This is a genomic window from Salipaludibacillus sp. HK11 (genome assembly GCF_047795645.1).
Classification (GTDB): domain Bacteria; phylum Bacillota; class Bacilli; order Bacillales; family Salisediminibacteriaceae; genus Salipaludibacillus.
In genome coordinates, this window is the sequence record NZ_CP181045.1 from 272,047 (window position 1) to 293,290 (window position 21,244).

At 38.8% G+C, this 21,244-nt stretch carries 23 protein-coding genes; 22 read left to right on the top strand and 1 reads right to left on the bottom strand.

What is annotated here, in order from left to right:
* Positions 1-21 precede the first annotated feature (21 nt).
* From trpB to ACM26V_RS01685, 15 genes are all read left to right on the top strand, one after another.
* On the top strand, positions 22-1,236 hold the full coding sequence (gene trpB, locus ACM26V_RS01615) for a tryptophan synthase subunit beta (protein WP_416151765.1): 1,215 nt from the start codon (positions 22-24) through the stop codon (positions 1,234-1,236).
* Positions 1,233-2,030, top strand: a complete 798-nt coding sequence (gene trpA, locus ACM26V_RS01620; protein WP_416149721.1) for a tryptophan synthase subunit alpha — start codon at positions 1,233-1,235, stop codon at positions 2,028-2,030. Before trpB ends, trpA begins: the two co-directional genes overlap by 4 nt.
* 43 nt (positions 2,031-2,073) lie before the next feature.
* Positions 2,074-3,156, top strand: coding sequence for a histidinol-phosphate transaminase (gene hisC / locus ACM26V_RS01625; protein ID WP_416149722.1), 1,083 nt, complete (start codon positions 2,074-2,076; stop codon positions 3,154-3,156).
* Positions 3,157-3,166: 10 nt separating this feature from the next.
* The gene (locus tag ACM26V_RS01630) at positions 3,167-4,270 is read left to right on the top strand and encodes a prephenate dehydrogenase (RefSeq protein ID WP_416149723.1); all 1,104 of its coding nucleotides are present in this window, start codon (positions 3,167-3,169) and stop codon (positions 4,268-4,270) included.
* 16 nt (positions 4,271-4,286) lie between these two features.
* Positions 4,287-5,579, top strand: a complete 1,293-nt coding sequence (aroA, locus tag ACM26V_RS01635; protein ID WP_416149724.1) for a 3-phosphoshikimate 1-carboxyvinyltransferase — start codon at positions 4,287-4,289, stop codon at positions 5,577-5,579.
* 527 nt (positions 5,580-6,106) lie between these two features.
* The gene (locus tag ACM26V_RS01640) at positions 6,107-6,997 is read left to right on the top strand and encodes a hypothetical protein (RefSeq protein WP_416149725.1); all 891 of its coding nucleotides are present in this window, start codon (positions 6,107-6,109) and stop codon (positions 6,995-6,997) included.
* 89 nt (positions 6,998-7,086) lie between these two features.
* The gene (locus ACM26V_RS01645; RefSeq protein WP_416149726.1) at positions 7,087-8,367 is read left to right on the top strand and encodes a tetratricopeptide repeat protein; all 1,281 of its coding nucleotides are present in this window, start codon (positions 7,087-7,089) and stop codon (positions 8,365-8,367) included.
* Positions 8,368-8,558: 191 nt separating this feature from the next.
* Positions 8,559-9,110, top strand: a complete 552-nt coding sequence (locus ACM26V_RS01650) for a ReoY family proteolytic degradation factor (protein WP_416149727.1) — start codon at positions 8,559-8,561, stop codon at positions 9,108-9,110.
* 149 nt (positions 9,111-9,259) lie between these two features.
* Positions 9,260-9,739, top strand: a complete 480-nt coding sequence (locus ACM26V_RS01655; protein ID WP_416149728.1) for a YpiF family protein — start codon at positions 9,260-9,262, stop codon at positions 9,737-9,739.
* 191 nt (positions 9,740-9,930) lie between these two features.
* Positions 9,931-10,380, top strand: coding sequence for a ubiquinol-cytochrome c reductase iron-sulfur subunit (locus ACM26V_RS01660; protein WP_416151766.1), 450 nt, complete (start codon positions 9,931-9,933; stop codon positions 10,378-10,380).
* A 16-nt stretch (positions 10,381-10,396) separates the two neighbouring features.
* Complete coding sequence (qcrB, locus tag ACM26V_RS01665; RefSeq protein WP_416149729.1) at positions 10,397-11,068, top strand: menaquinol-cytochrome c reductase cytochrome b subunit; 672 nt, start codon at positions 10,397-10,399, stop codon at positions 11,066-11,068.
* A gap of 38 nt (positions 11,069-11,106) precedes the next feature.
* The gene (locus ACM26V_RS01670; protein WP_416149730.1) at positions 11,107-11,895 is read left to right on the top strand and encodes a c-type cytochrome; all 789 of its coding nucleotides are present in this window, start codon (positions 11,107-11,109) and stop codon (positions 11,893-11,895) included.
* 137 nt (positions 11,896-12,032) lie between these two features.
* Positions 12,033-12,632, top strand: coding sequence for a DUF1405 domain-containing protein (locus tag ACM26V_RS01675; protein WP_416149731.1), 600 nt, complete (start codon positions 12,033-12,035; stop codon positions 12,630-12,632).
* An 83-nt stretch (positions 12,633-12,715) separates the two neighbouring features.
* Positions 12,716-13,531: a sporulation protein YpjB gene (locus tag ACM26V_RS01680; protein WP_416149732.1), complete on the top strand. Its 816-nt coding sequence runs from the start codon at positions 12,716-12,718 to the stop codon at positions 13,529-13,531.
* Positions 13,532-13,620: 89 nt separating this feature from the next.
* Complete coding sequence (locus ACM26V_RS01685; RefSeq protein ID WP_416149733.1) at positions 13,621-14,307, top strand: zinc metallopeptidase; 687 nt, start codon at positions 13,621-13,623, stop codon at positions 14,305-14,307.
* Between the two features lie 105 nt (positions 14,308-14,412).
* Here the strand turns inward: ACM26V_RS01685 and ACM26V_RS01690 are convergent, their stop codons facing one another.
* On the bottom strand, positions 14,413-15,228 hold the full coding sequence (locus tag ACM26V_RS01690; protein WP_416151767.1) for a YitT family protein: 816 nt from the start codon (positions 15,226-15,228) through the stop codon (positions 14,413-14,415).
* A gap of 213 nt (positions 15,229-15,441) precedes the next feature.
* Here ACM26V_RS01690 and ACM26V_RS01695 point away from each other — a divergent pair, with 213 nt between their 5' ends.
* The 7 genes from ACM26V_RS01695 (at position 15,442) to ACM26V_RS01725 (ending at position 20,982) form a co-directional block, all read left to right on the top strand.
* On the top strand, positions 15,442-15,786 hold the full coding sequence (locus ACM26V_RS01695; protein WP_416149734.1) for a nucleotide pyrophosphohydrolase: 345 nt from the start codon (positions 15,442-15,444) through the stop codon (positions 15,784-15,786).
* Positions 15,783-16,580, top strand: coding sequence for a 4-hydroxy-tetrahydrodipicolinate reductase (gene dapB, locus ACM26V_RS01700; RefSeq protein WP_416149735.1), 798 nt, complete (start codon positions 15,783-15,785; stop codon positions 16,578-16,580). Before ACM26V_RS01695 ends, dapB begins: the two co-directional genes overlap by 4 nt.
* Positions 16,581-16,608: 28 nt before the next feature.
* Positions 16,609-17,031 carry a methylglyoxal synthase gene (gene mgsA / locus ACM26V_RS01705; protein ID WP_416149736.1) on the top strand — a complete coding sequence of 141 codons (423 nt, stop codon included), beginning with the start codon at positions 16,609-16,611 and terminating at the stop codon, positions 17,029-17,031.
* Positions 17,032-17,093: 62 nt separating this feature from the next.
* On the top strand, positions 17,094-17,744 hold the full coding sequence (bshB1, locus tag ACM26V_RS01710; protein WP_416151768.1) for a bacillithiol biosynthesis deacetylase BshB1: 651 nt from the start codon (positions 17,094-17,096) through the stop codon (positions 17,742-17,744).
* Positions 17,744-18,871: an N-acetyl-alpha-D-glucosaminyl L-malate synthase BshA gene (bshA, locus tag ACM26V_RS01715; protein WP_416149737.1), complete on the top strand. Its 1,128-nt coding sequence runs from the start codon at positions 17,744-17,746 to the stop codon at positions 18,869-18,871. Before bshB1 ends, bshA begins: the two co-directional genes overlap by 1 nt.
* Positions 18,872-18,880: 9 nt before the next feature.
* Positions 18,881-20,020, top strand: a complete 1,140-nt coding sequence (locus ACM26V_RS01720; protein ID WP_416149739.1) for a CCA tRNA nucleotidyltransferase — start codon at positions 18,881-18,883, stop codon at positions 20,018-20,020.
* Positions 20,017-20,982: a biotin--[acetyl-CoA-carboxylase] ligase gene (locus ACM26V_RS01725; protein ID WP_416149740.1), complete on the top strand. Its 966-nt coding sequence runs from the start codon at positions 20,017-20,019 to the stop codon at positions 20,980-20,982. Before ACM26V_RS01720 ends, ACM26V_RS01725 begins: the two co-directional genes overlap by 4 nt.
* Positions 20,983-21,244: the final 262 nt, after the last annotated feature.

Sequence of the window (21,244 nt, forward strand, 5' to 3'; positions counted from 1 at the left end):
GATGAGAGGAAGATGAGCATTATGACAAAAGCAGTTAATCAGACATATAATGCACCAGATCATTTAGGTAGATTTGGTCCGTTTGGCGGCAAGTATGTTCCGGAAACATTGATGTATGCCTTAGAAGAATTGGAAGATGCGTATAAGTCAATTAAGGAAGATGAGCAGTTTGTTGAAGAACTACAGAAAGAATTGAAAGAATATTCTGGAAGACCGACAGCACTAACTTATGCACACCGTTTGTCTGAATCTTATGGCGGCGCTCGTATTTATTTGAAGAGAGAAGATTTAAATCATACAGGAGCACATAAAATTAACAATGCTCTCGCACAAGGATTATTAGCAAAAAAGATGGGGAAATCGCAAATTATTGCTGAAACAGGAGCGGGGCAACACGGTGTTGCTGCTGCGACAGTTGCAGCAAGATTTGGAATGTCCTGCAAAGTCTTCATGGGAATGGAAGACATTCAACGCCAAGAATTAAATGTGTTTCGTATGCGTCTTCTTGGTGCAGAAGTCATCGAAGTCCACTCTGGAGGAAAAACATTGAAAGATGCGACAAATGAAGCGATTCGCCATTGGGTTGCTAATGTCAATGATACTTTTTATATGATAGGAAGTGTCGTCGGACCGCACCCGTATCCAATGATGGTGAGGGATTTTCAAAGTATCATTGGCGAGGAAAGTAAGAAACAAATGATCGATCGTATCGGGCGTCATCCAGATGAGGTTGTCGCTTGTGTTGGTGGCGGCAGTAACGCTATGGGGATGTTCTATACTTATATTGACGAAGACGTGAAATTAACGGGGATTGAAGCTGCTGGAATGGGGACAGATACGGCTGATCATGCTGCAACGCTTTCTAAAGGACGTAAAGGTGTCCTACATGGTTCATTATCCTATCTTTTACAAGATAAAGATGGCAATATTATTGAGCCGTATTCAATCTCTGCAGGCTTAGATTATCCAGGAATAGGTCCGGAACATTCTCATTTACGAGACATTAAGCGGGTTGATTATTATGCGGTCACGGATGCTGAAGCAATGGAAGCTTTGGAAGACTTGTGTAAGTTAGAGGGGATTCTTCCAGCGATAGAATCGGCGCATGCGCTTGCTTACGTTCGAGACAAAGCTGGAAAAATGTCGAAAGACGATGTGATCCTTGTATGTCTTTCAGGCAGGGGAGATAAAGATGTGCATACGATTCAGCAAGTAATGGAGGGGAAAGAGCAATGAACCGACTAAAACAAGACGCGTTTAAATCTAAACAAGATAAATTTGTTCCATATATGATGAGTTGTGATCCGTCTTATGAGGCATCGATTGATGTAGCGTTAACCCTCCAGGACGCCGGAGTAGATGCGATTGAATGGGGCGTTCCGTTTAGCGATCCACTTGCGGATGGTCCGGTCATTCAAGAAGCAGGTGATCGTGCTCGTAAGGCTGGTGGTAGTATAAGAAAAGCGCTAGAAGGAATGAAACAAGCACGTAAGCAGGGGTTGACTGTACCAGTAATTTTATTCACATATGTTAATCCAGTTCTCTCCGTGGGTTATAAAGAAATTGTTGAAGAAATGAAGCTTGCAGATATTGATGGTATTTTAATTCCTGATTTACCATTTGAAGAAAGCGAAGAACTTCGTGAATTATGTCATGAAGCAAACATATCATTAATTTCATTGGTTGCACCAAGTTCAAGCACTCGGATGGAGAAAATCAGCCGATTTGGTGATGGTTTTCTTTATTACGTGACGTCTCTAGGTGTAACGGGAACAAGACAAAGTTTTTCTGAACAAGTGTCAGAGTCTATTAAGGAATTAAAAAAGACAGCAACAGTTCCAGTCTTAGCCGGTTTCGGGATCTCAACCCGAGATCAGGTTCGTCACTTCCAAACGATTGCTGATGGTGTCATTGTCGGCAGTGCACTCGTAAGATTTATTGCTGAAAGAGAAGCTTCATTGACAGACGAAAAAAATAAAAATGTTGCACTTCAAGAAATAAAAGAGTTTGTACAAGAGCTGATTTCGTAATAGTATAGAGAATAATACTGATTTGCAGGTGGAGGAGATGTCGGTGAACGTTAAACAATCGATGGTTGGTCTTGAACCATATATACCAGGAAAACCAATTGAAGAAGTGAAAAGAGAATTAGGGTTAGATGAAGTTATTAAATTAGCATCAAATGAGAATCCATATGGGAGTTCTCCGAAAGTAGAAAAAGCGATTATCGAGGAGTTTCAAAATATTGCCGTTTATCCAGATGGATATGCAAAAGAACTTCGTGTGAAAACAGCAGAGCATCTCGGTGTCAAGGAGGAACAACTGATTTTTGGCAATGGTTCTGATGAAGTGATTTTGATTTTGTGTCGCTCGTTCTTAACGGCAGAACATAATATTGTAACGGCGCACCCTACTTTTTCTCAGTACGCTCATAATGCAGTGATTGAGGGAACTGAAATTAGGGAGGTTCCTCTAAACGACGGTGTTCACAATTTGGATGCGATGCTAGACGAAATTGATGAAAATACAAAAATGGTGTTTGTTTGTAATCCAAACAATCCTTCAGGTACGTATGTGAATGATGAAGCTTTTATGTCTTTCATTCGTAAGGTGCCAAAGGATGTTTTAGTCATTAGTGACGAAGCTTACTATGAATATGTGACTGCGGAAGATTACCCAAATACGTTGTCGCTTTTAGATGAGTATCCGAACTTAGTCATTTTACGAACATTTTCTAAGGCATATGGACTTGCTTCTTTACGTGTAGGATACGGAATTGCAAGCGAACAATTAATTAGAGAAATTGATCCTGGTAGAGGGCCTTTTAATACGAATACCATTGCACAGAAAGCGGCGTTAACAGCATTGGGTGATCAAGAGTTTGTCCAATCATGTTATGAAAAAAACAAACAAGAAATGAAAAAATATGAAATTTTTTGTGAAGAAAATGGATTTAAATATTATCCATCACAAGCAAACTTTATTTTAATGGATTTACAGAAACCTGGCAGTGATATTTTTAATTATCTATTGGCTAAAGGGTTTATTACAAGAAATGGAGAAGCGCTTGGGTTCCCTACATCTGTCCGTATTACGATAGGAACACCGGAACAAAATGATAAAATCATTGCTGAATTGACCAAGTGGCTCGTTTAGGAGGATCACTGTGAGTAAACGAATAATGATTATTGGCTTGGGATTAATCGGTGGGTCCCTAGCCTTAGCTATAAAAAAAGGATACCCTGATACGACAATTATAGGGTATGACATTGATTCTAAAGCGACTAGGCTTGCAAGCAGTTTGCAAATTATCGATGACAGCGTTGATGAGATAGCTAAAGAGGCTCCAAACGCTGATATAATAATTCTCTCAGCACCGGTTGAAAGTTCGATTCATATATTAACTCAATTAGAAGGGCTGCCGTTGAAAAAAGGTTGTCTTATTACTGATGTGGGTAGTACGAAGCAGACGGTTGTAGAAAAGGGAAGACAACTCTGTGAAAAGGGTGTTTATTTTATTGGTGGTCACCCAATGGCCGGGTCTCATAAAACAGGAGTGGAAGCTTCTCGGGAAAGATTATTTGAAAATGCCTTTTACATATTAACACCAACCGAAGAAGTGCCAAAATCAAAAATGATTCAGTTACAGAACATTTTAAAAGCGACAAGAGCGAAATTTATTGAATTAGATCCTGAAACGCACGACCGTTTTTCTGGGCTCATTAGTCACTTACCTCATATTATTGCATCAGCTCTCGTGCACCAAGTTGCAAAGGTTAGTGAGGATGAACCACTTGTTTCACAACTTGCAGCAGGAGGTTTTCGCGATGTAACAAGAATTGCTTCCGCTTCTCCAGCTATGTGGCGAGATATTTTGCTTCATAACCGCGATTTATTGTTGCCGATGCTATCTGATTGGAAAAATATGATGACTGATATCGAAAAAATGCTTGTAGAACAAGATGGCCAGAAAATATATTCATTTTTTTCCGATGCAAAAGATGTGAGAGATCAATTACCTTCGAAAGAAAAGGGAGCATTAATGCCCTTTTACGATTTGTTTGTTGATATTCCAGACCATCCAGGGGTTATTTCAGACGTGACAGCTATTTTAGCTGATTCAAATATTAGTATTACAAATATCCGCATTATTGAAGCTAGAGAAGATATTATGGGTGTATTAAGGCTGAGTTTTCGTTCTGGAGATGATTTGAACTTGGCGAGGATAAAGCTCAAGGATCACATGTACGACACATACGAGGCACCATAGAGGAGGGAGAAAGCTATTGAATAAGACTATCCAACCACTTAAGAATGCGTTAAAAGGTAAGGTTACGATTCCAGGAGATAAATCGATAAGTCATCGCGCGGTGTTATTTGCGTCTTTAGCTAAAGGTGAATCGACGATAGATGGATTCCTTCATGGCGATGACTGTTTAAGTACGATTGCCTGTATGAAGCAACTAGGAATTCAAATTGACGAAGATGGTAATCGAATTTCTGTAAAGGGAAAAGGTTTCCAAGGGTTAACTGAACCTGCGAAAGTTCTGGATGTTGGGAATTCAGGTACAACGATTCGGCTTTTATCAGGAGTTTTAGCAGGACAATCATTCTCTTCTGTTCTTATTGGAGATGATTCGATTGCAAAGCGACCTATGGCACGAGTGACAGGCCCATTGAAAATGATGAATGCAGATATTGATGGACGTGATCAAGCTGAATATACACCGCTTCATTTACGCGGTGGAGATTTAAAAGGAATCCATTACCTTTCTCCTGTCGCTAGCGCACAAGTGAAGTCTGCAATTTTGTTAGCAGGCTTGTACGCGAAAGGTGAAACGAAAGTAACGGAGCCTACGAAGTCAAGAGACCATACTGAACGGATGTTAGAAAGTTTCGGTGTGAAAGTTGATGTGACCGAGTTTTCAGCATCATTAAAAGGTGGGCAAGAATTACAAGGCACGAATATTCATGTTCCAGGCGATATTTCATCTGCAGCGTTCCTTCTAGTAGCAGGAGCGATTGTTCCTGGTAGTGAGATCACGCTTAAAAATGTCGGTATGAATCCAACTCGAACAGGTATAATTGATGTTCTTCAGCAAATGGGAGCCAAGTTAACAATAGAAAATGAAAGATTATTCGGTGGAGAACCTGTCGCCGATTTAACGATTTGTTATTCTAAGCTATCGGGAATGACGATTGATGGGGATTTGATCCCAAGATTGATTGATGAAATTCCTGCGATCGCTGTTTTAGCTTCTCAAGCAGAAGGGAAGACAGTGATTAAAGATGCCCAAGAACTTAAGGTGAAAGAGACGAATCGAATCGATACGGTCGTTAACCAATTATCTGAGTTAGGTGTTGCTATTGAAGCGACATTAGATGGAATGATTATCGAGGGTAAATCAACTGTTAACGGTGGAAACGTTCAAAGCTTTCATGATCATCGTATTGGAATGGCGATGGCATTATGTGGACTGATTTCCACTGATCCTGTTCATGTAGAAGATACGGAGGCAATTGCTGTTTCGTATCCAACGTTTTTTGAGGACCTGCAAAGTTTGAGTGGGGAAAAATAATAATACGTGAACCGTTACATCTAGTATGTAGCGGTTTTTTTGTGTTTTCTAAGATATGCTAAACTTTGATGGGGTGCTTGTGCCGTATGAGAGCTGGAATATGGGGAGATAGGGCACAAGAGGAAGCTGCTTGTGCCGTATGAGAGCTGGAATATGGGGAGATAGGGCACAAGAGGAAGCTGCTTGTGCCGTAAGAGAGCGGGAATATGGAAAGATAGGGTACAAGAGGGAGCTACTTGTGCCGTAAGAGAGCGGGAATATGGAAAGATAGGGTACAAGAGGGAGCTACTTGTGCCGTAAGAGAGCGGGAATATGGAAAGATAGGGCACAAGAGGGAGCAGCTTGTGCCGTAAGAGAGCGGGAATATGGGAAGATAGGGCACAAGATTACAAAAGGGAGCTGTTTGTGCCATAAGCCCGGACGGAATAATATTTACAGTTTGTTTGCCACTACAGGCATAACATTCATTTCATTTTCATATTTTGTCTATAAATAGCTTGTCTATTATAGGACGGAGTGGGGTACGAATGAAATATGTGATGGAGGTTTGGGACGAAATAACGGAAAAGGAAAAAAAGGTTTTAGTTGATCGAGGTTCGATTTCTTTTTGTGCGGAAAGTGTAGAGGGGCGTCGTAACACAATCAAAATGACGACAGACAAGTTCACTGTCCATCCTGGAAAAGTAAGAATTGAAAGAGGAGAAGGGCTTAATTTTAAAAATGAGGAAGCAAACTCTTATATTAAACGAATGTTATTATTCGGTTTTTCTTCGTTTATTTATGTGATTGATTTGAAATATGAGAGCATAACGGAAGATCGTATTAATAAAGTACGAGAGAGCCTAGAGGGCTGTCCAATTGATTTTATTGTTGCAGCTAGGGTGCCATTACCAAGACTTACTGCTTCATGGATTCGAAAGTTAAAACAATTGATGATTCCACTAATAATGTTTTATGTTGATTCAAAAGACGAATTGATCCGCGCACCGTGGCAGCGGTACCTTGAAGCGGCGTTTCCAGCTAGGACGATGTTTTTGTTAGACCAGGACAAGATACATGTTAGTGAAAAAGAACATCAATTGCTTGAGCAAGCTTGGGAGCAGATCGTCGTCCAATGGAAGTTGAACAGTCACCTTTATATTCCACATTCACATAAGGGTTTGCCGCTTCTTTTTTTAAAGCGTTTAGGAATGTACCCACAAAAGGGAAGTTTTGATTCTGGAAGCGATGCAGACTATTTTATGTATCTCACTGAAAAGCAAAATAAAAAACCACTGATTTTACCTGATGTTATTGTATTAAAAGGAATCATTATTAAATCTGGACAAACTTGGTTTTTGCATAAAGCAAGTGGGGTAGAATTAAAGATTATTCCTGAACAATTTTTACCAATTGAGGATATTTTTCATTATGAATAACGGACCGGATTGCATGCTCATTATTTGACTCACAGCATAGGTCCGTTAAAATGGGAGAAAGAGCTATTTAGAGAAAGGAAGCTTAATAAATGAACGAACAGTTAGCAGGCGCAATTAAGTTAATAGAGCAAGGGCAACATGAAGAAGCCCTTAAAAAAGTAGAAGTACTAGAAGGTACAGTTGATGACGAGACGAAACGAACAATTGCAGAGCTTTATTTTGAGCTAGGACTTGTCGACCGTTCCGTGAAGATAGTTGAAGAGTTAATGTTTACTTATCCCGATCATGGAGAATTATTTGCCTTTGCTGCAGAATGTTACAGTGAACTTGGTAAAGAAGATGAGGCAATTGATATGCTAACCGAAATCGACAAGGGTGATCCTTCCTACGTCCAAGCACAACTTTTGTTAGCGGACCTTTATGAGAATCAGGGACTTGAAGAAGTAGCGGAGAAAAAGTTGCTAGAGGCGATTGAGAATGAACCAGAAAACGCAATTCTTCAATTTGGATTAGGCGAATTTTATTTGAATCGAGGCGACTACAATCAAGCAATATTTTACTATAAAAAGGCGATTCTTCAAGGGAAACTCCCCGAGGAATTACCAATTCAACCTCAGATAAAATTAGCAGAAGCTTACAGTATAACAGGACAATTTGAAGACGCGATGAATTATTATCAAGAAGGATTAGAGGAAGAAGAAACTCCAGACGGGCTATTCGGATATGGATTTACAGCGTTGCAGATTGATGATATTGATACGGCGGTTAAAACATTCACAAGACTATTAGAAATGGATCCTGACTACACGAGTGCCTATCCGTATTTAGCAAGAGCGTACGTAGCGCAAAAAAAGTTAGATGAGGCGACAGAGACTCTTGAAGAAGGAATAAAAAGAGATGAGTTTAATGAAGAACTTTACTTAGAAATAGCTAAACTACAATTCTCTAAAGGGAATCACACAGATGGAAAGACATTTCTTGAAAAAGTAATCGCGCTGAATCCATCTAATTTATCTGCTGTTAAAGAGTTGCTTAACTACTTTAACAATGAAGAAGATTATGAAAGTATCATTGATTTAGTTAGCTATCTTGATGACTATGGTGAATTTGATCCTACGTATGAACGTTATCGGGCGAAAGCGTTATTTGAAGAAGATGATATACAAGGTGCTGCAGAAGCTTATGATATTGCATTGGAGTCTTTGTCACGGGATGAAATACTGCTTGAAGAAGCGGCCTTCACATTTTTAGCTACAAATAGTAAGCAAAAGGGAATGATCTTACTAGAAGAATTGTTGGTACTTCAACCACACCGTTTTGACATTGAAGAGCGTCTCCTAGAATTGAACAATTCACACGATAATCGTTAATAATTTAATGGGTTAAACTTTCTAAATAAAGGGAATATGAAAAATATCATCATTTTAGCAGGATTTTCAAGATATTTAGAGAATATAATAACTATATAAAGATTTATTTACTTAAGTAAAAGTGAGGATTCTATTCTGTCAAAAGCAAGTCTGTTCTGTCCCTATGCGATGAAAATAAGGGAGGGGTTTAAATGAACAACCCAGTTCCAGTAATGGAAAAACGTGATTTTTTGAAATGGTTTTTGGAATCATATCAATTGAAACGGCGTGAGTGTGCGTGGCTACTAAACTTTTTAATGAGTGATGATATCTTAATGGAGAGAGTCCACTTTGTTGAGAATGCCGAACATTGTCCTAAATCATTAATGATTTCAGCTAATAATGTAGATCAAGTTCCATTTGCTTTCCACAAAAATCAGCATGTGACGATGGATGCAGAGAAATCTTTTCATGATATTCGATTGAACCGAAACGAGGATATTTATATCCAGTTAAATTTCAAAGAGAAACAGACTTTGCCACAGTACATGGCTGTGTTAGAAGAGAATCCGTACTTACCAGTAAATAAAGAAGAAGAGAATTTACAAGGCTTATTGGCAGAAATGATTTTAGACCAATCGATACGCATTCAAAAAGTGAAGCGGTTAGAAGAGGAAATTGATCTCGCTTTAGTAAACGGAGATGAAATCACTTTTCAAAACTTATCAAAAAAATATTCCGCTTTAAAAGCCCTTGAAGATTAAGGGCTTTTCTTTTAGGAAAACTTTAAATTTAAATCGTGGTACTGAAGAATTCAGAGATTAGAATTAATTAAGGTTTGGGGGATCTGCTACTTTGTTGATATACTATAAGTAATCCCTTAGGAGAATAGTTTTACAAGGAGAGTGTCAAAATGAAATGGAAAGTTAATCAATTGGTTACCTATTTTGAAGCAAAGGAATATGTCGACACTGCCGTTATTCCACTCATTCCGTTGCAGTGGGGGAAAGAGGAGAAAGATACGGTAACAATGGGAGAATTTACTGAATACATCACTGATCGAATTGAAAACCAATTTACAGGTAGGGTATTTTTAATGCCTCCATTCACTTATTTGAAATCAGAGGAGTCCGCTGAAAAAGTTCGTCGTTTGAAAGAATGGGATGCTCATTTATTTCAACAAGGATTTAAATATATTTTTTATATTACTTCAGATATTGAATGGAAGTCTCTGGATAAACAACTACCTGATGAGTTGATTTGGATCCCGGCAATTTCAAGTGAATCGATGGATTTAAACCAATTGAAAAAAACTGTAGAACAGCAAACATCGCAGATAATGCCATTGTTTACGGGGAAATGGCAAACGGAACCAAACATTCGAGGGGAATAATATATTATTCTTCAAAAATGATTAACGTGATTTTATTGACATAGTACGTTTTATTGGGCTATCATAATACTGTCTTAGTATATTTTAAAATGTGTGATACTAATGTAAAGAACTGGATGTGAGGAGGGAAGTTTGTGAGCGACGAAAAAAACCATCGGGTTTCGAGGCGTCAATTTTTAACTTATACATTAATGGGTGTTGGTGGCTTTATGGCTGCTGGAATGGTTAGCCCAATGGTAAGAATGGCGTTAGATCCTGCTTTAGAAGCAACAGGAGAAACGGATTTTGTATCTGTAGGACTTGGCGAAGACGAATTAACAGACGAGCCACAGATCGTTAATTTCCAATTGGAAGTTGAAGATGCTTGGTATACATCAGACCAGCCGAGATCTGCATGGATTTATAAAAATGGAGATGAAATATTAGCTCTTTCACCTACCTGTACACACTTAGGTTGTACAGTGAACTGGAATGGCAATGAAGATTATCCTGATCAATTTTTTTGCCCGTGCCATATGGGAAGGTTTGAGCGAGATGGGACGAACATTGCAAACACGCCACCGACGCGACCGTTGGACGTTTATGATGTCGAAGTCCGTGACGGAATGATTTATTTAGGTCAAATTAATCAGCGTAGTTAGAAGGGGGGCGTAAAGAATGCTACAGAAAATATATGATTGGGTGGATGAACGTTTAGATATTACACCTATATGGCGCGATATTGCTGACCATGAGGTACCAGAACACGTAAATCCGGCTCATCACTTTTCTGCTTTTGTTTATTGTTTTGGAGGACTAACTTTTTTTGTTGTAGTTATCCAAATTCTTTCTGGAATGTTTTTAACGATGTATTACGTTCCAGATATTATTCATGCATATGAATCAGTATATTATTTACAAAATGAAGTAACTCATGGAATGATCGTTCGTGGGATGCATCATTGGGGCGCAAGTTTGGTTATTGTGATGATGTTTCTTCATACCCTCCGTGTTTTCTTCACAGGTTCTTATAAGAAACCACGTGAATTAAACTGGGTTGTTGGAGTGTTACTATTTTTCGTTATTTTAGGTCTAGGCTTTACAGGGTATTTACTACCATGGGATATGAAAGCATATTTTGCTACTGTAGTAGGACTTGAAATTGCTGAAAGTGCACCTGTTATTGGGACTTTTGCAAAAACATTGCTAGCCGGTGGAGAAATTATTGGGGCACAAACATTAACACGTTTCTTTGCTATACATGTGTTCTTCTTACCAGGAGCATTATTAGGATTACTTGGAGCGCACTTTTTCATGATTCGGAAGCAAGGAATTTCTGGCCCATTGTAAATGTAAAGTGGGAGCTGAAGTGATAAGGAGGAAAAACTATGCACCGCGGAAAAGGGATGAAGTTCGTAGGAGATTCACGTGTAACCCATCCTTCTGAACGAAAACCTAATATACCTAAGGATTATTCAGAATATCCTGGAAAAACAGAAGCATTCTGGCCGAACTTTTTACTTCGGGAATGGATGGTTGGGGCTGTTTTTCTAGTTGGCTTTTTGGTCTTAACTGTGGCTCATCCAGCACCTTTAGAAAGGCTCGCGGATCCAACAGATTCTGGTTACATACCGTTACCGGACTGGTATTTCTTATTTTTATACCAACTGTTAAAGTACGAATTTGCAGCAGGGGATTATACCGTTATTGGGGCGGTTTTAATTCCTGGAGTAGCTTTTGGAGCACTTTTACTAGTTCCATGGCTAGATAGTGGGAAAGAAAGACGTCCATTGAAACGTCCAATTGCTAGTGGGTTAATGCTTCTTGGAATTGCGTCAGTCTTTTTCTTAACTTGGGAATCAGTCGATGACCACGATTGGGAAGCGGCAGCACAGCAAGGGGAAATTGTTGATATGGAAGTAGATGAAACAGCAGCTGGTTATGAAATTTACCAGTCTCAAGAATCCTGTATCCAATGTCATGGTGGAGATATGTTAGGTGGAGCAGCTGCTCCGAATATCTTTGAAAGTGATTATGATAAGGAGCAAGTGATGGAAATTATCGTTAATGGGGCAGATGGAATGCCGGCTGATCAGTTTGAAGGATCAGAGGAAGAACTTGAAACACTTGCAGAATTCATCGCTAATGATGGGCAAGAACCTGATGGTGATGAGTAAGTAACATTGAGAAACAGATGTGTGAGCTGGCTGAGATGGATTCAGTCGGCTCTTTTTTCATATAATTTCTGAGATTTTCATTTGCTATTAAGTTGGCAGGTGCTGACTCACCTAAATAACTTTTAAGGGAGATTAAGATGTTTTCATATATATTGACAATTATTGGACAACGTTGGTTTATAGCAATACTGTTAATCATTAATATCTTAGGTACTATCTACGGATTTATCTGGTATGAAAGTCAAATAGTAAATACACCAGCACACTTCCTAATATTTGTGCCGGATAGTCCATCAGCTAGTTTGTTTTTTTGTATTGTATTAGCCGCCTTATTATTTGGAAATAATATTCCATTTGTTGAAGCTCTAGCTGCAGTGACTTTGTTAAAGTACGGCGTATGGGCTGTCGTTATGATTCTAGCAGCAGCGGTAGCGGGTTCACCTATAGGACCACTCAATTATATGCTAATTGTCTCTCATTTGGGCATGGCGATACAAGGACTTCTCTATACGCCTTATTACCGAATAAAAGCCTGGCATTTAATTATTGTTGCCATATGGACGTTACATAATGATGTGATTGATTACATTTACGAGATGCACCCAGGAGTGGCTGGATCTATCTATCCATATATTCAGGAGATCGCCTACTTTACATTTTGGTTGAGCATTATTTCGTTGTTTACAGTTTACTTATTAAATAAACAATCTGTTGAACGACAAGTCGAAGTTAAATAAATTTCTCCTTTTCTTGTTTCATTGTCGGTCTACTCTTGTCCCATCCTTCATAAGATGAAGTATGATAAAGAGGAGGGACAGGCATGAGGAAAGGAAGGTTCACGGCGCTACTGCTACTAACGATTATGTTCATACTTATGATGATAGCTGGATCGCTTAGTACATCCGCTGAAGAACAAGATTACTGGTCAGACTTAAATCATAAGAGTGAGGCAATATTAAGATATGTAAAAGAACAACATTATGAAGAAGCGGCTGAGCTACTAGACAATTTTGCAGAGACATTTTTGCAAATAAATCGTGCTGATCACGATTTAACGATGACAGAACTTCAAGTTATTACAGAAGCATATGATGAAGCCGTTTATGCAGTTAAGAGTACGTCATTGTCTCAGAGAGATAGAATTCTGCACGTATACAGACTACGGCTATTGACAGATGTTTATGTAGCTAGGCAGGAGCCATTGTGGCATCAGTTAAAAGAGCCACTCTTAGACGCCCTCAATGAATTAAATACTGTAAAGCAAGGAACCACTGAGGTGTCTGAAAAAAAAGTGAATAACTTCATCTCTTATTATGAAACGGTGAAGCCTGTTTGGAATGTTACCCTTCCTCCAGAGAGGGTGCAAAAAATCGATTCGCAAATTCAATATATTCACGAAATGACGAATAGATCCGTAACACAACAAGAATGGGTTCAACATATCGAACGTGTAGAAGCTGAATTAATTGCTATTTTTTCAGGGGAAGATGTAGATGAGGAATCCGATCCATCCTTCTATTGGCTTATTATCACTATTAGCAGTGCAATATTTAGCTCATTAAGTTATGTAGGCTGGAGAAAATATAATGCACATAAAGCTGCGCGATTAAATAAAAAAAAGCGCCAAAACGAGTGAATGCAAGATGTAAGATAGTGGACCAGTCCGTGTCTTTTGACTAAAATAATTTTAAATAGAGGACTTAGATCAATTGGAGGAATGGGAGCATGTTTGAAACTTTTGGTGGTTATTTGATTTACTTTGCGTTACTAATGGTTATCCCTTTTTGGGCAAGTTCAAGAGTAAAAAGTACGTATCGAAAATATTCAAATGTGGTGTCTTCTTCAAGAATGACAGGAGCTGAAGTAGCACGTAAAATATTAAACGACAATGGTTTATTTAATGTTGTCGTACAACCAGTCAAAGGTCATCTAACAGATCATTATGACCCCAGTAAAAAAGAGGTACGATTATCAAAGCACAACTATTATGGGAATTCAGTTGCTGGGGTAGCGGTAGCCGCACACGAAGTGGGTCACGCGATGCAAGATGCGGAGTCTTACAGTTTTTTACGTTTCCGTCATACGCTTGTACCAGTAGCAAATTTTGGTTCTAATTCCGCAATTTTTTTAATTATTGGTGGAATGATATTCGATATGGGAAATCTAATCTTAGCGGGAATTGTTTTCATGTCTTTTGCCGTTTTATTTCAACTTGTGACGTTACCTGTTGAGTTTAATGCGTCTAGTAGGGCAATGGAACAGGTCGTTTCTGTTGGCGTCATCCGTAACGATGAAGAACGAAAAACGAAAAAAGTCCTTAATGCAGCAGCATTAACGTATGTTGCTGCAGCTCTTGTAGCCGTAGCAGAACTCATGCGTTTTATAATGATGTATACAGCAAGCAATGATTAGTTAAAATTAGATGAGATTTGAAAAGTCACCGAAATATAATTTCGGTGACTTTTCATGTGGCTGGTTGCTGTCCTGTTCTAGAAAAGGTAGTAACTTTTATGCAATTCATATTTCCAGCGGTTTCTTGTTTTCATCCAAGGTAAACCCCTCGCCCATGACATCTTGCACATCAGCTAGAGTGACGAATGCATGAGGATCGACTTTGGAGATTAAGTTCTTTAACCTGACCATCTCATTTCTACTGACGACACAGTAGAGAACGTCGCGATCTGCACCAGAGTATGTACCTCTTCCTTTTAAGATTGTTGCTCCGCGATCCATTTCTTTTAATACTGTTGTGGCAATCTGAGAAGCTTGATCGGAAACGATCATCGCCGCTTTACCTGAGTAAGCTCCTTGTTGCATGAGGTCAATCACTTTTGCTGCAACAAAAACAGCAACTAAAGTATACATGGCCTCTCTGTAATTTAAATAAATTAGGGAAGATGTAATGACAATAGCATCGAAGACAAACATCGTTCTTCCTATGCTCCAACCATAATATTTGAATGCTAACTTAGCAATAATATCGACACCGCCTGTTGTTCCACCAAATCGAAACACAATCCCTAACCCAACACCAATAAATACACCAGCAAATAGAGCGGCAAGTGTCATATCATCATCTAGGGGGATCGCCATAAATTTATAACGTTGGAACAGCCAAAGAAATACCGATACAGCGATCGTTCCGATGAGAGTATAGATGAATGCATTTCGTCCAAGAACTTTCCAGCCAATAAAGAGCAAAGGAATGTTTAAAATGAGATTTGAATAGGCCGGATCTATCTTAAAAATAAAGAATAAAATTAACGTGATTCCAGTAAAACCACCATCAGCTAAATTATTTTCCATATTAAAGTATACGAGTCCAAATGACATAATTGCCGTTCCTAGTAGTATAAAAAAGATATATTTACATTGAATATTTCCGATCACAATCCGCACCTCCTTGATTTTCTGTAAGACTGCTATATTATAAAGCATAGGGAAAGTCGGTTCAAATGCAAAAAAACATTTGTCAAAATCGATCGTATTCGCTACGATAGTCGTGTGGCTATACTAATCCTTTCAGGAAAGGAAGGTGATGAATGGATGAGAAATGAGAAAACAATGCAACAAATGCAGCAGGAAGTAGATTCATACATATCGCAGTTCAAGGAAGGGTATTTTTCACCATTGGCTCTGCTTGCTAGACTTACAGAGGAAACAGGGGAACTTGCCCGGGAAATAAACCATTATTACGGAGAGAAACCTAAAAAAGATACGGAAGAGTCTAAATCACTGGAACAGGAGTTAGGCGACATGCTGTTTGTGATCATTTGTCTAGCTAATTCCCTTAATATAAATATCGAGGAATCTTTTGATTTAGTAATGGAAAAATTCAATACTCGAGATAAAGATCGATGGACAAGAATTGATGAAACGGAGGGTGAGTGATGATCAAGATAGTAATTGCTGGACCAAGAGGAAATATGGGAAGAGAAGCAGTAAAAATGGTAGATAAAGAGCTAGGTTTTCAATTAACTGCTGTTGTCGATCATAAATATAATGGATTTCGTATGAAAGATGTAGAAGGAATGGAGCCATTGGATCTTCCAGTTTATGAAGATATGGAGGCGTGTTTTCAACAAGTGTCGTGTGACGTTCTTATTGATTTGACGACCCCTGAAGTTGGAAAAAAACATATGTTAACAGCTTTTGAATATGGGGTTCGACCAGTTGTTGGGACGACAGGATTCACCGATGTAGATATTGAAGAATTATCTGCTATTGCAGAAGAGAAGAAATTAGGAGCAATTATTGCACCTAATTTTGCAATCGGTGCGATTTTACTGATGAAGTTTTCGAGAATGGCAGCGAAATATATGTCAGATGTTGAAATTATTGAACAGCATCATGATCGGAAATTGGATGCGCCGTCAGGGACGGCCGTAAAGACAGCACAATTGATCGCTGAAGTGAGAGACCCGAAAAAACAAGGTCACCCTGAGGAAGTAGAAAAACTAGCAGGAGCACGTGGGGCAGATTATGACGGCATGCGTATTCATAGTGTGAGGCTCCCAGGCTTAGTAGCTCATCAAGAAGTTTTGTTTGGTGGGGAAGGTCAATCACTAAAGCTTCGTCACGATTCATTTAACCGTACATCTTTTATGCCAGGTGTGAAGCTTGCATGCGAAACAGTGATGGAACTCGGTGTACTTGTTTACGGATTAGAAGAAATTATTGAATAGATTTGCATAAAAGAGAGGGGATACAAAAATGAATATTGCTTTTATTGCTCATGATAGGAAAAAAGCGGACCTTGTCGGTTTTACGATTGCTTATGAACATGTGTTAAAAAATCATCAATTATATTCTACTGGAACTACTGGAGAAAAAATTATGGAGGCAACTTCTCTTCAACTTCATCGCTTTAAATCGGGTCCGCTTGGTGGGGATCAACAAATTGGTGCACTTGTTGCAGATAACAAGATGGATTTAGTTATATTCTTCAAAGATCCATTGACAGCACAGCCTCATGAACCAGACATTAGCGCACTTATCCGTCTTTGTGATGTGTATACGATTCCGCTAGCAACAAATATGGCAACAGCAGAAATTCTCTTATCAGGCTTAAAACGAGGAGAATTTCAGTGGAGGGACATTATCAAAGGAAATGAACACGGGGAGAATCAAGAGTGACAAAGAAATATGAGCTAGATGTATTAGCCATCGGTGCGCATCCAGATGATGTTGAAATCGGGATGGCAGGCACAATTGCTAAGTTTCGACAAGAAGGAAAAAAAGTAGTTATTATGCACCTAACAGAAGCGGAGCTCTCATCAAATGGAACTGTAGAGAATCGACAATTAGAGGCTAAAAATGCTTGTGAAGTACTAGGTTTGCCTGATCCCATTCAGTTTCAATTCCCTGATCGTAAATTATTAGAACACCGTGAAGAAGCGATTGATGCTATCGTTCAAGTTATTCGGAAATTGCGCCCTAAAATTGTGTTTGCACCAAATCACCAAGATCGACATCCTGATCATGGTCACTGTGGTGAACTGACGAAAGAAGCGTTTTTTTCGGCTGGAATAAAAAAATATCTTTCACACGATGAAAACGAAGCGTTTCTTCCACAAGCATTATATTTTTTTCAAATTAATGGAATAGTAACACCGGATTTTTTGATAGATATTTCGACAACAATTGACCTTAAGTATCAGGCTTTAGCATGCTTTGAAAGTCAATTTTCGTCTAAAGAAGCTCAAGTCAAAACGCCTTTAAATAGCGGATATATTGAAAAATTAAAAGCTCGAGACCTGTTATTAGGAGGAGAAGCCGGTGTTACATATGCAGAAGGCTTCCTTTCAGAAAGACCGATTCTCATCCATGACTTACTAGGAGATGAATAATGACATTTAAAATTGGTATTACGTGTTATCCTACTGTGGGAGGATCAGGAGTCGTTGCTACTGAATTAGGTAAAGCGCTTGCTGAAAAAGGACATGAAGTTCATTTCATTACTTCTAGTCTCCCATACCGTTTGGATAACTGTACAGCAAACATATATTATCACGAAGTAGAGGTTAATCAATATTCCGTTTTTCGTTACCCTCCCTATGATTTAGCTTTAGCAAGTAAAATGGCTGACGTGATTAAACGTGAAGGGTTAGATTTGCTTCACGTCCATTACGCTATCCCCCATTCGATCAGCGCCTATTTAGCAAAGCAAATGGTTGATCGTGATGTGAAAATTGTTACGACGTTGCACGGGACTGATATTACTGTTCTAGGCTACGATCCATCATTGATAGACATGATCCGCTTTGGTATTGAAAGGTCGGACGCTGTGACAGCAGTGTCAAATGATTTAATTGATCAGACAAAAGAATTGTTAAATATCGATACACCTATTGAAACTGTATATAACTTTGTAGATCATCGAATTTATTATCCAAGAGAAGTAGATCATATGAGACAAAAGTATGGAATTGGAGAGAAGACGAAAGTAATTTCTCATATTTCAAATTTTCGAAAAGTGAAACGAGTCCAAGATGTCGTCTACGTTTTTGAAAGAATCAATCAACAAATGGACGCCGTTTTATTGCTAATCGGTGACGGGCCTGAACTTACGGTAATAGCTGACTTAGTAAAAGAACTAGGTTTGACCGATCGTGTACGATTTTTAGGCAATCAAAAATTAGTCGCAGAGTTTTTGTCTATGAGCGATGTGAATCTTCTTTTATCCGAAAAAGAAAGCTTCGGATTAGTTATTTTAGAAGCTATGGCTTGCGGAGTTCCGGTGATTGGCACGAATATTGGTGGCATTCCTGAAGTGATTGAGCATGGGAAAAATGGATACATATGTCCGTTAGGCGATATCGATGAAATTTCAACTCATGCGATTTCGTTGCTCCAGGATGTTGAATTGCAAAAACGAATGTCACAATCTGCAAAAGTGAGAGCCATTAGTACGTTTCATCAAGATTTAATTGTTTCTCAATATGAAAAGGTTTATGAAGATACTCTTAAAAAGTAGGGATCGGCAATGAATTGGAAACAAGCTGGTGATGAGGTGATTTCTCAACTAGAAAAGGCTGGGTACGAATCGTATATTGTCGGTGGAGCGGTTAGAGATAAATGGCTTGATAGAATTGCCGATGATGTAGATGTTTCCACTAGAGCAAAGGTTAAAGACATTCAATCGATCTTTGCTCGTACAATTGAGGTTGGCATTCAACATGGTACAGTAGTTGTCCTGATAGGTAGATTTCCAGTACAAGTCAGCACGTTTAAAGGGGCATCTATTGAGGAGGATCTTGGACAGAGGGATTTCACAATCAATGCACTAGCAGAAACGAAGAACGGCAAGATAATCGATCCATTTCAAGGGATGGACGATTTGAAAAAACAGCAAATTCGAACAGTGACAGGGACTGAAAAGCCATTTATTGATGATCCGCTACGCCTGCTTCGGGCTTTGCGGTTCTCTTTACAGCTTCGGTTTGAAATTGAGCCTGAAACACAAGAAACAATGAATACCTTGTCAGTATTGATTAAGAAATCGGCCAAAGAAAGAATAGCTGCCGAATTAGAGAAAATAAGTAAGTGCCCTTTAGATGGAAAGCAGTGGCGATGGCTTTTTAATCAAGCTGTTTTCAACCAACTACCTTATCTTTTTAACTATGAGAGACTAAGGGTATCTCTTCAGACTCAGCGTAAGAGCGTAACTTTTGTAGATGAACGGACTTGGTGGAGCTTTGCTGTTTATTCTCCCAATATTGAGGAAGTCAACAAAGCCTTAAGGGTATATAAGAGGTCAAACAAGCTTTCTAAAGATGTGAAAGAAATACAGCAAAAAGTGACGCAGTTTGCTAATAAACATTGGAGCTTATTTGATTTATACACGTTAGGGTGTGATCGGTTAAGTGTTGCATTACAACTTCTTTCTCATTTGCAAGATGAAATAGATGTAGCCGCATGGACCAATAGATATCTCCAGTTACCTATTAAACAAAAACAAGAATTAAATATTTCTGGAAGAGATATTCTCAATAAATATCCTGGCATTTCAGGATCGAATATAGGAAAGTTGATTTGCAAAGTTGAACATGCTGTCGTTAGTAGTGAACTTCGAAATGATAAAGATGTTATTCTTCGTTGGTTAGAAAGGGAGTCGTTTGAATGAAAGGCAAAGTTCTCACATTGTTAAGAGAAAATGAACATACCTTTTTATCAGGAGAAAAAATTAGTCGCGAATTAAACTGCTCGCGAACAGCAGTATGGAAGCAGATTAATTCGTTAAGAAATGAAGGGTTTGATATTGTAGCAACCCAGAATAAGGGCTATCAATTAATAAAAGGTGGTCGCGACCTCAGTGAACATAATCTTATTTCGAGAATTAAAGGGAATGGACTGTTTCACAAAGTCGTGTATTATCCTTCAGTATCTTCTACACAAACAATCGCCAATCAACTTGTGAATGAAGGAGATAGCGAAGGAATCGTCGTCGTCGCAGATGAGCAAACGGATGGTAAGGGCCGATTAGGCAGACCTTGGCAATCACAAAAACAGTCTGGAATTTCAATGAGTCTCGTACTTAAACCAGACATAGATTTTCGTCAAGCGCCCCAGTTAACACTAGTATCAGCAGTAGCAGTGACGAGGGCACTACGAGAAAGGACAGGCTTGTCGATTGATATTAAGTGGCCGAATGATTTGTTAGTTAACGGGAAAAAATTAGCAGGTATTTTAACAGAAATGCAAGTTGATCCCGATCGAATTCAATCTGTCATTATTGGGATTGGAATAAATGTGAATCATGATAATTTTCCCGACGAGCTGACTTCGATTGCAACGTCTTTGAAAGTAGAGTCGGGAGAAGAATTTGATCGAGCGGATCTTATCGGCGAAATATTACGTGAATTTTCTTGGCTCTATGAGACATACTTGTCAAAGGGATTCTCTTTTATCAAACCACTGTGGGAAGCCCACTCATTATCAATTGGTAAGGTTATTACTGCAAGAAGAGCGAGAGATTCGGTGGAAGGCGAAGTAATTGGAATTAATGATGAAGGAGTATTGCTTCTGAAAGACAATCAAGGCGAAACTCATCACATTTATTCAGCCGATATTGATATTAAATCTTAATATAACATTTCCTTCAATTAATTTGATATAATAGCTTTGGACAGTATCGTAATCGAACTGTACCGTTTTGGTTTATTATCATATGCGTAAATTCTGCTTTGATCCAGGGTGCTGGACGGGGACAGAGGGTGAACAACAAATTGGAGAGTGAACATCGATTCATGCCGTTTTTTTAATGAAATGCGGCTGTTGTTTGATGTGTACTTTCGCGTAATGTTGACGATGTAAACCTTCTTCCTCTAGGAAGAAGGTTTTTTGTTTT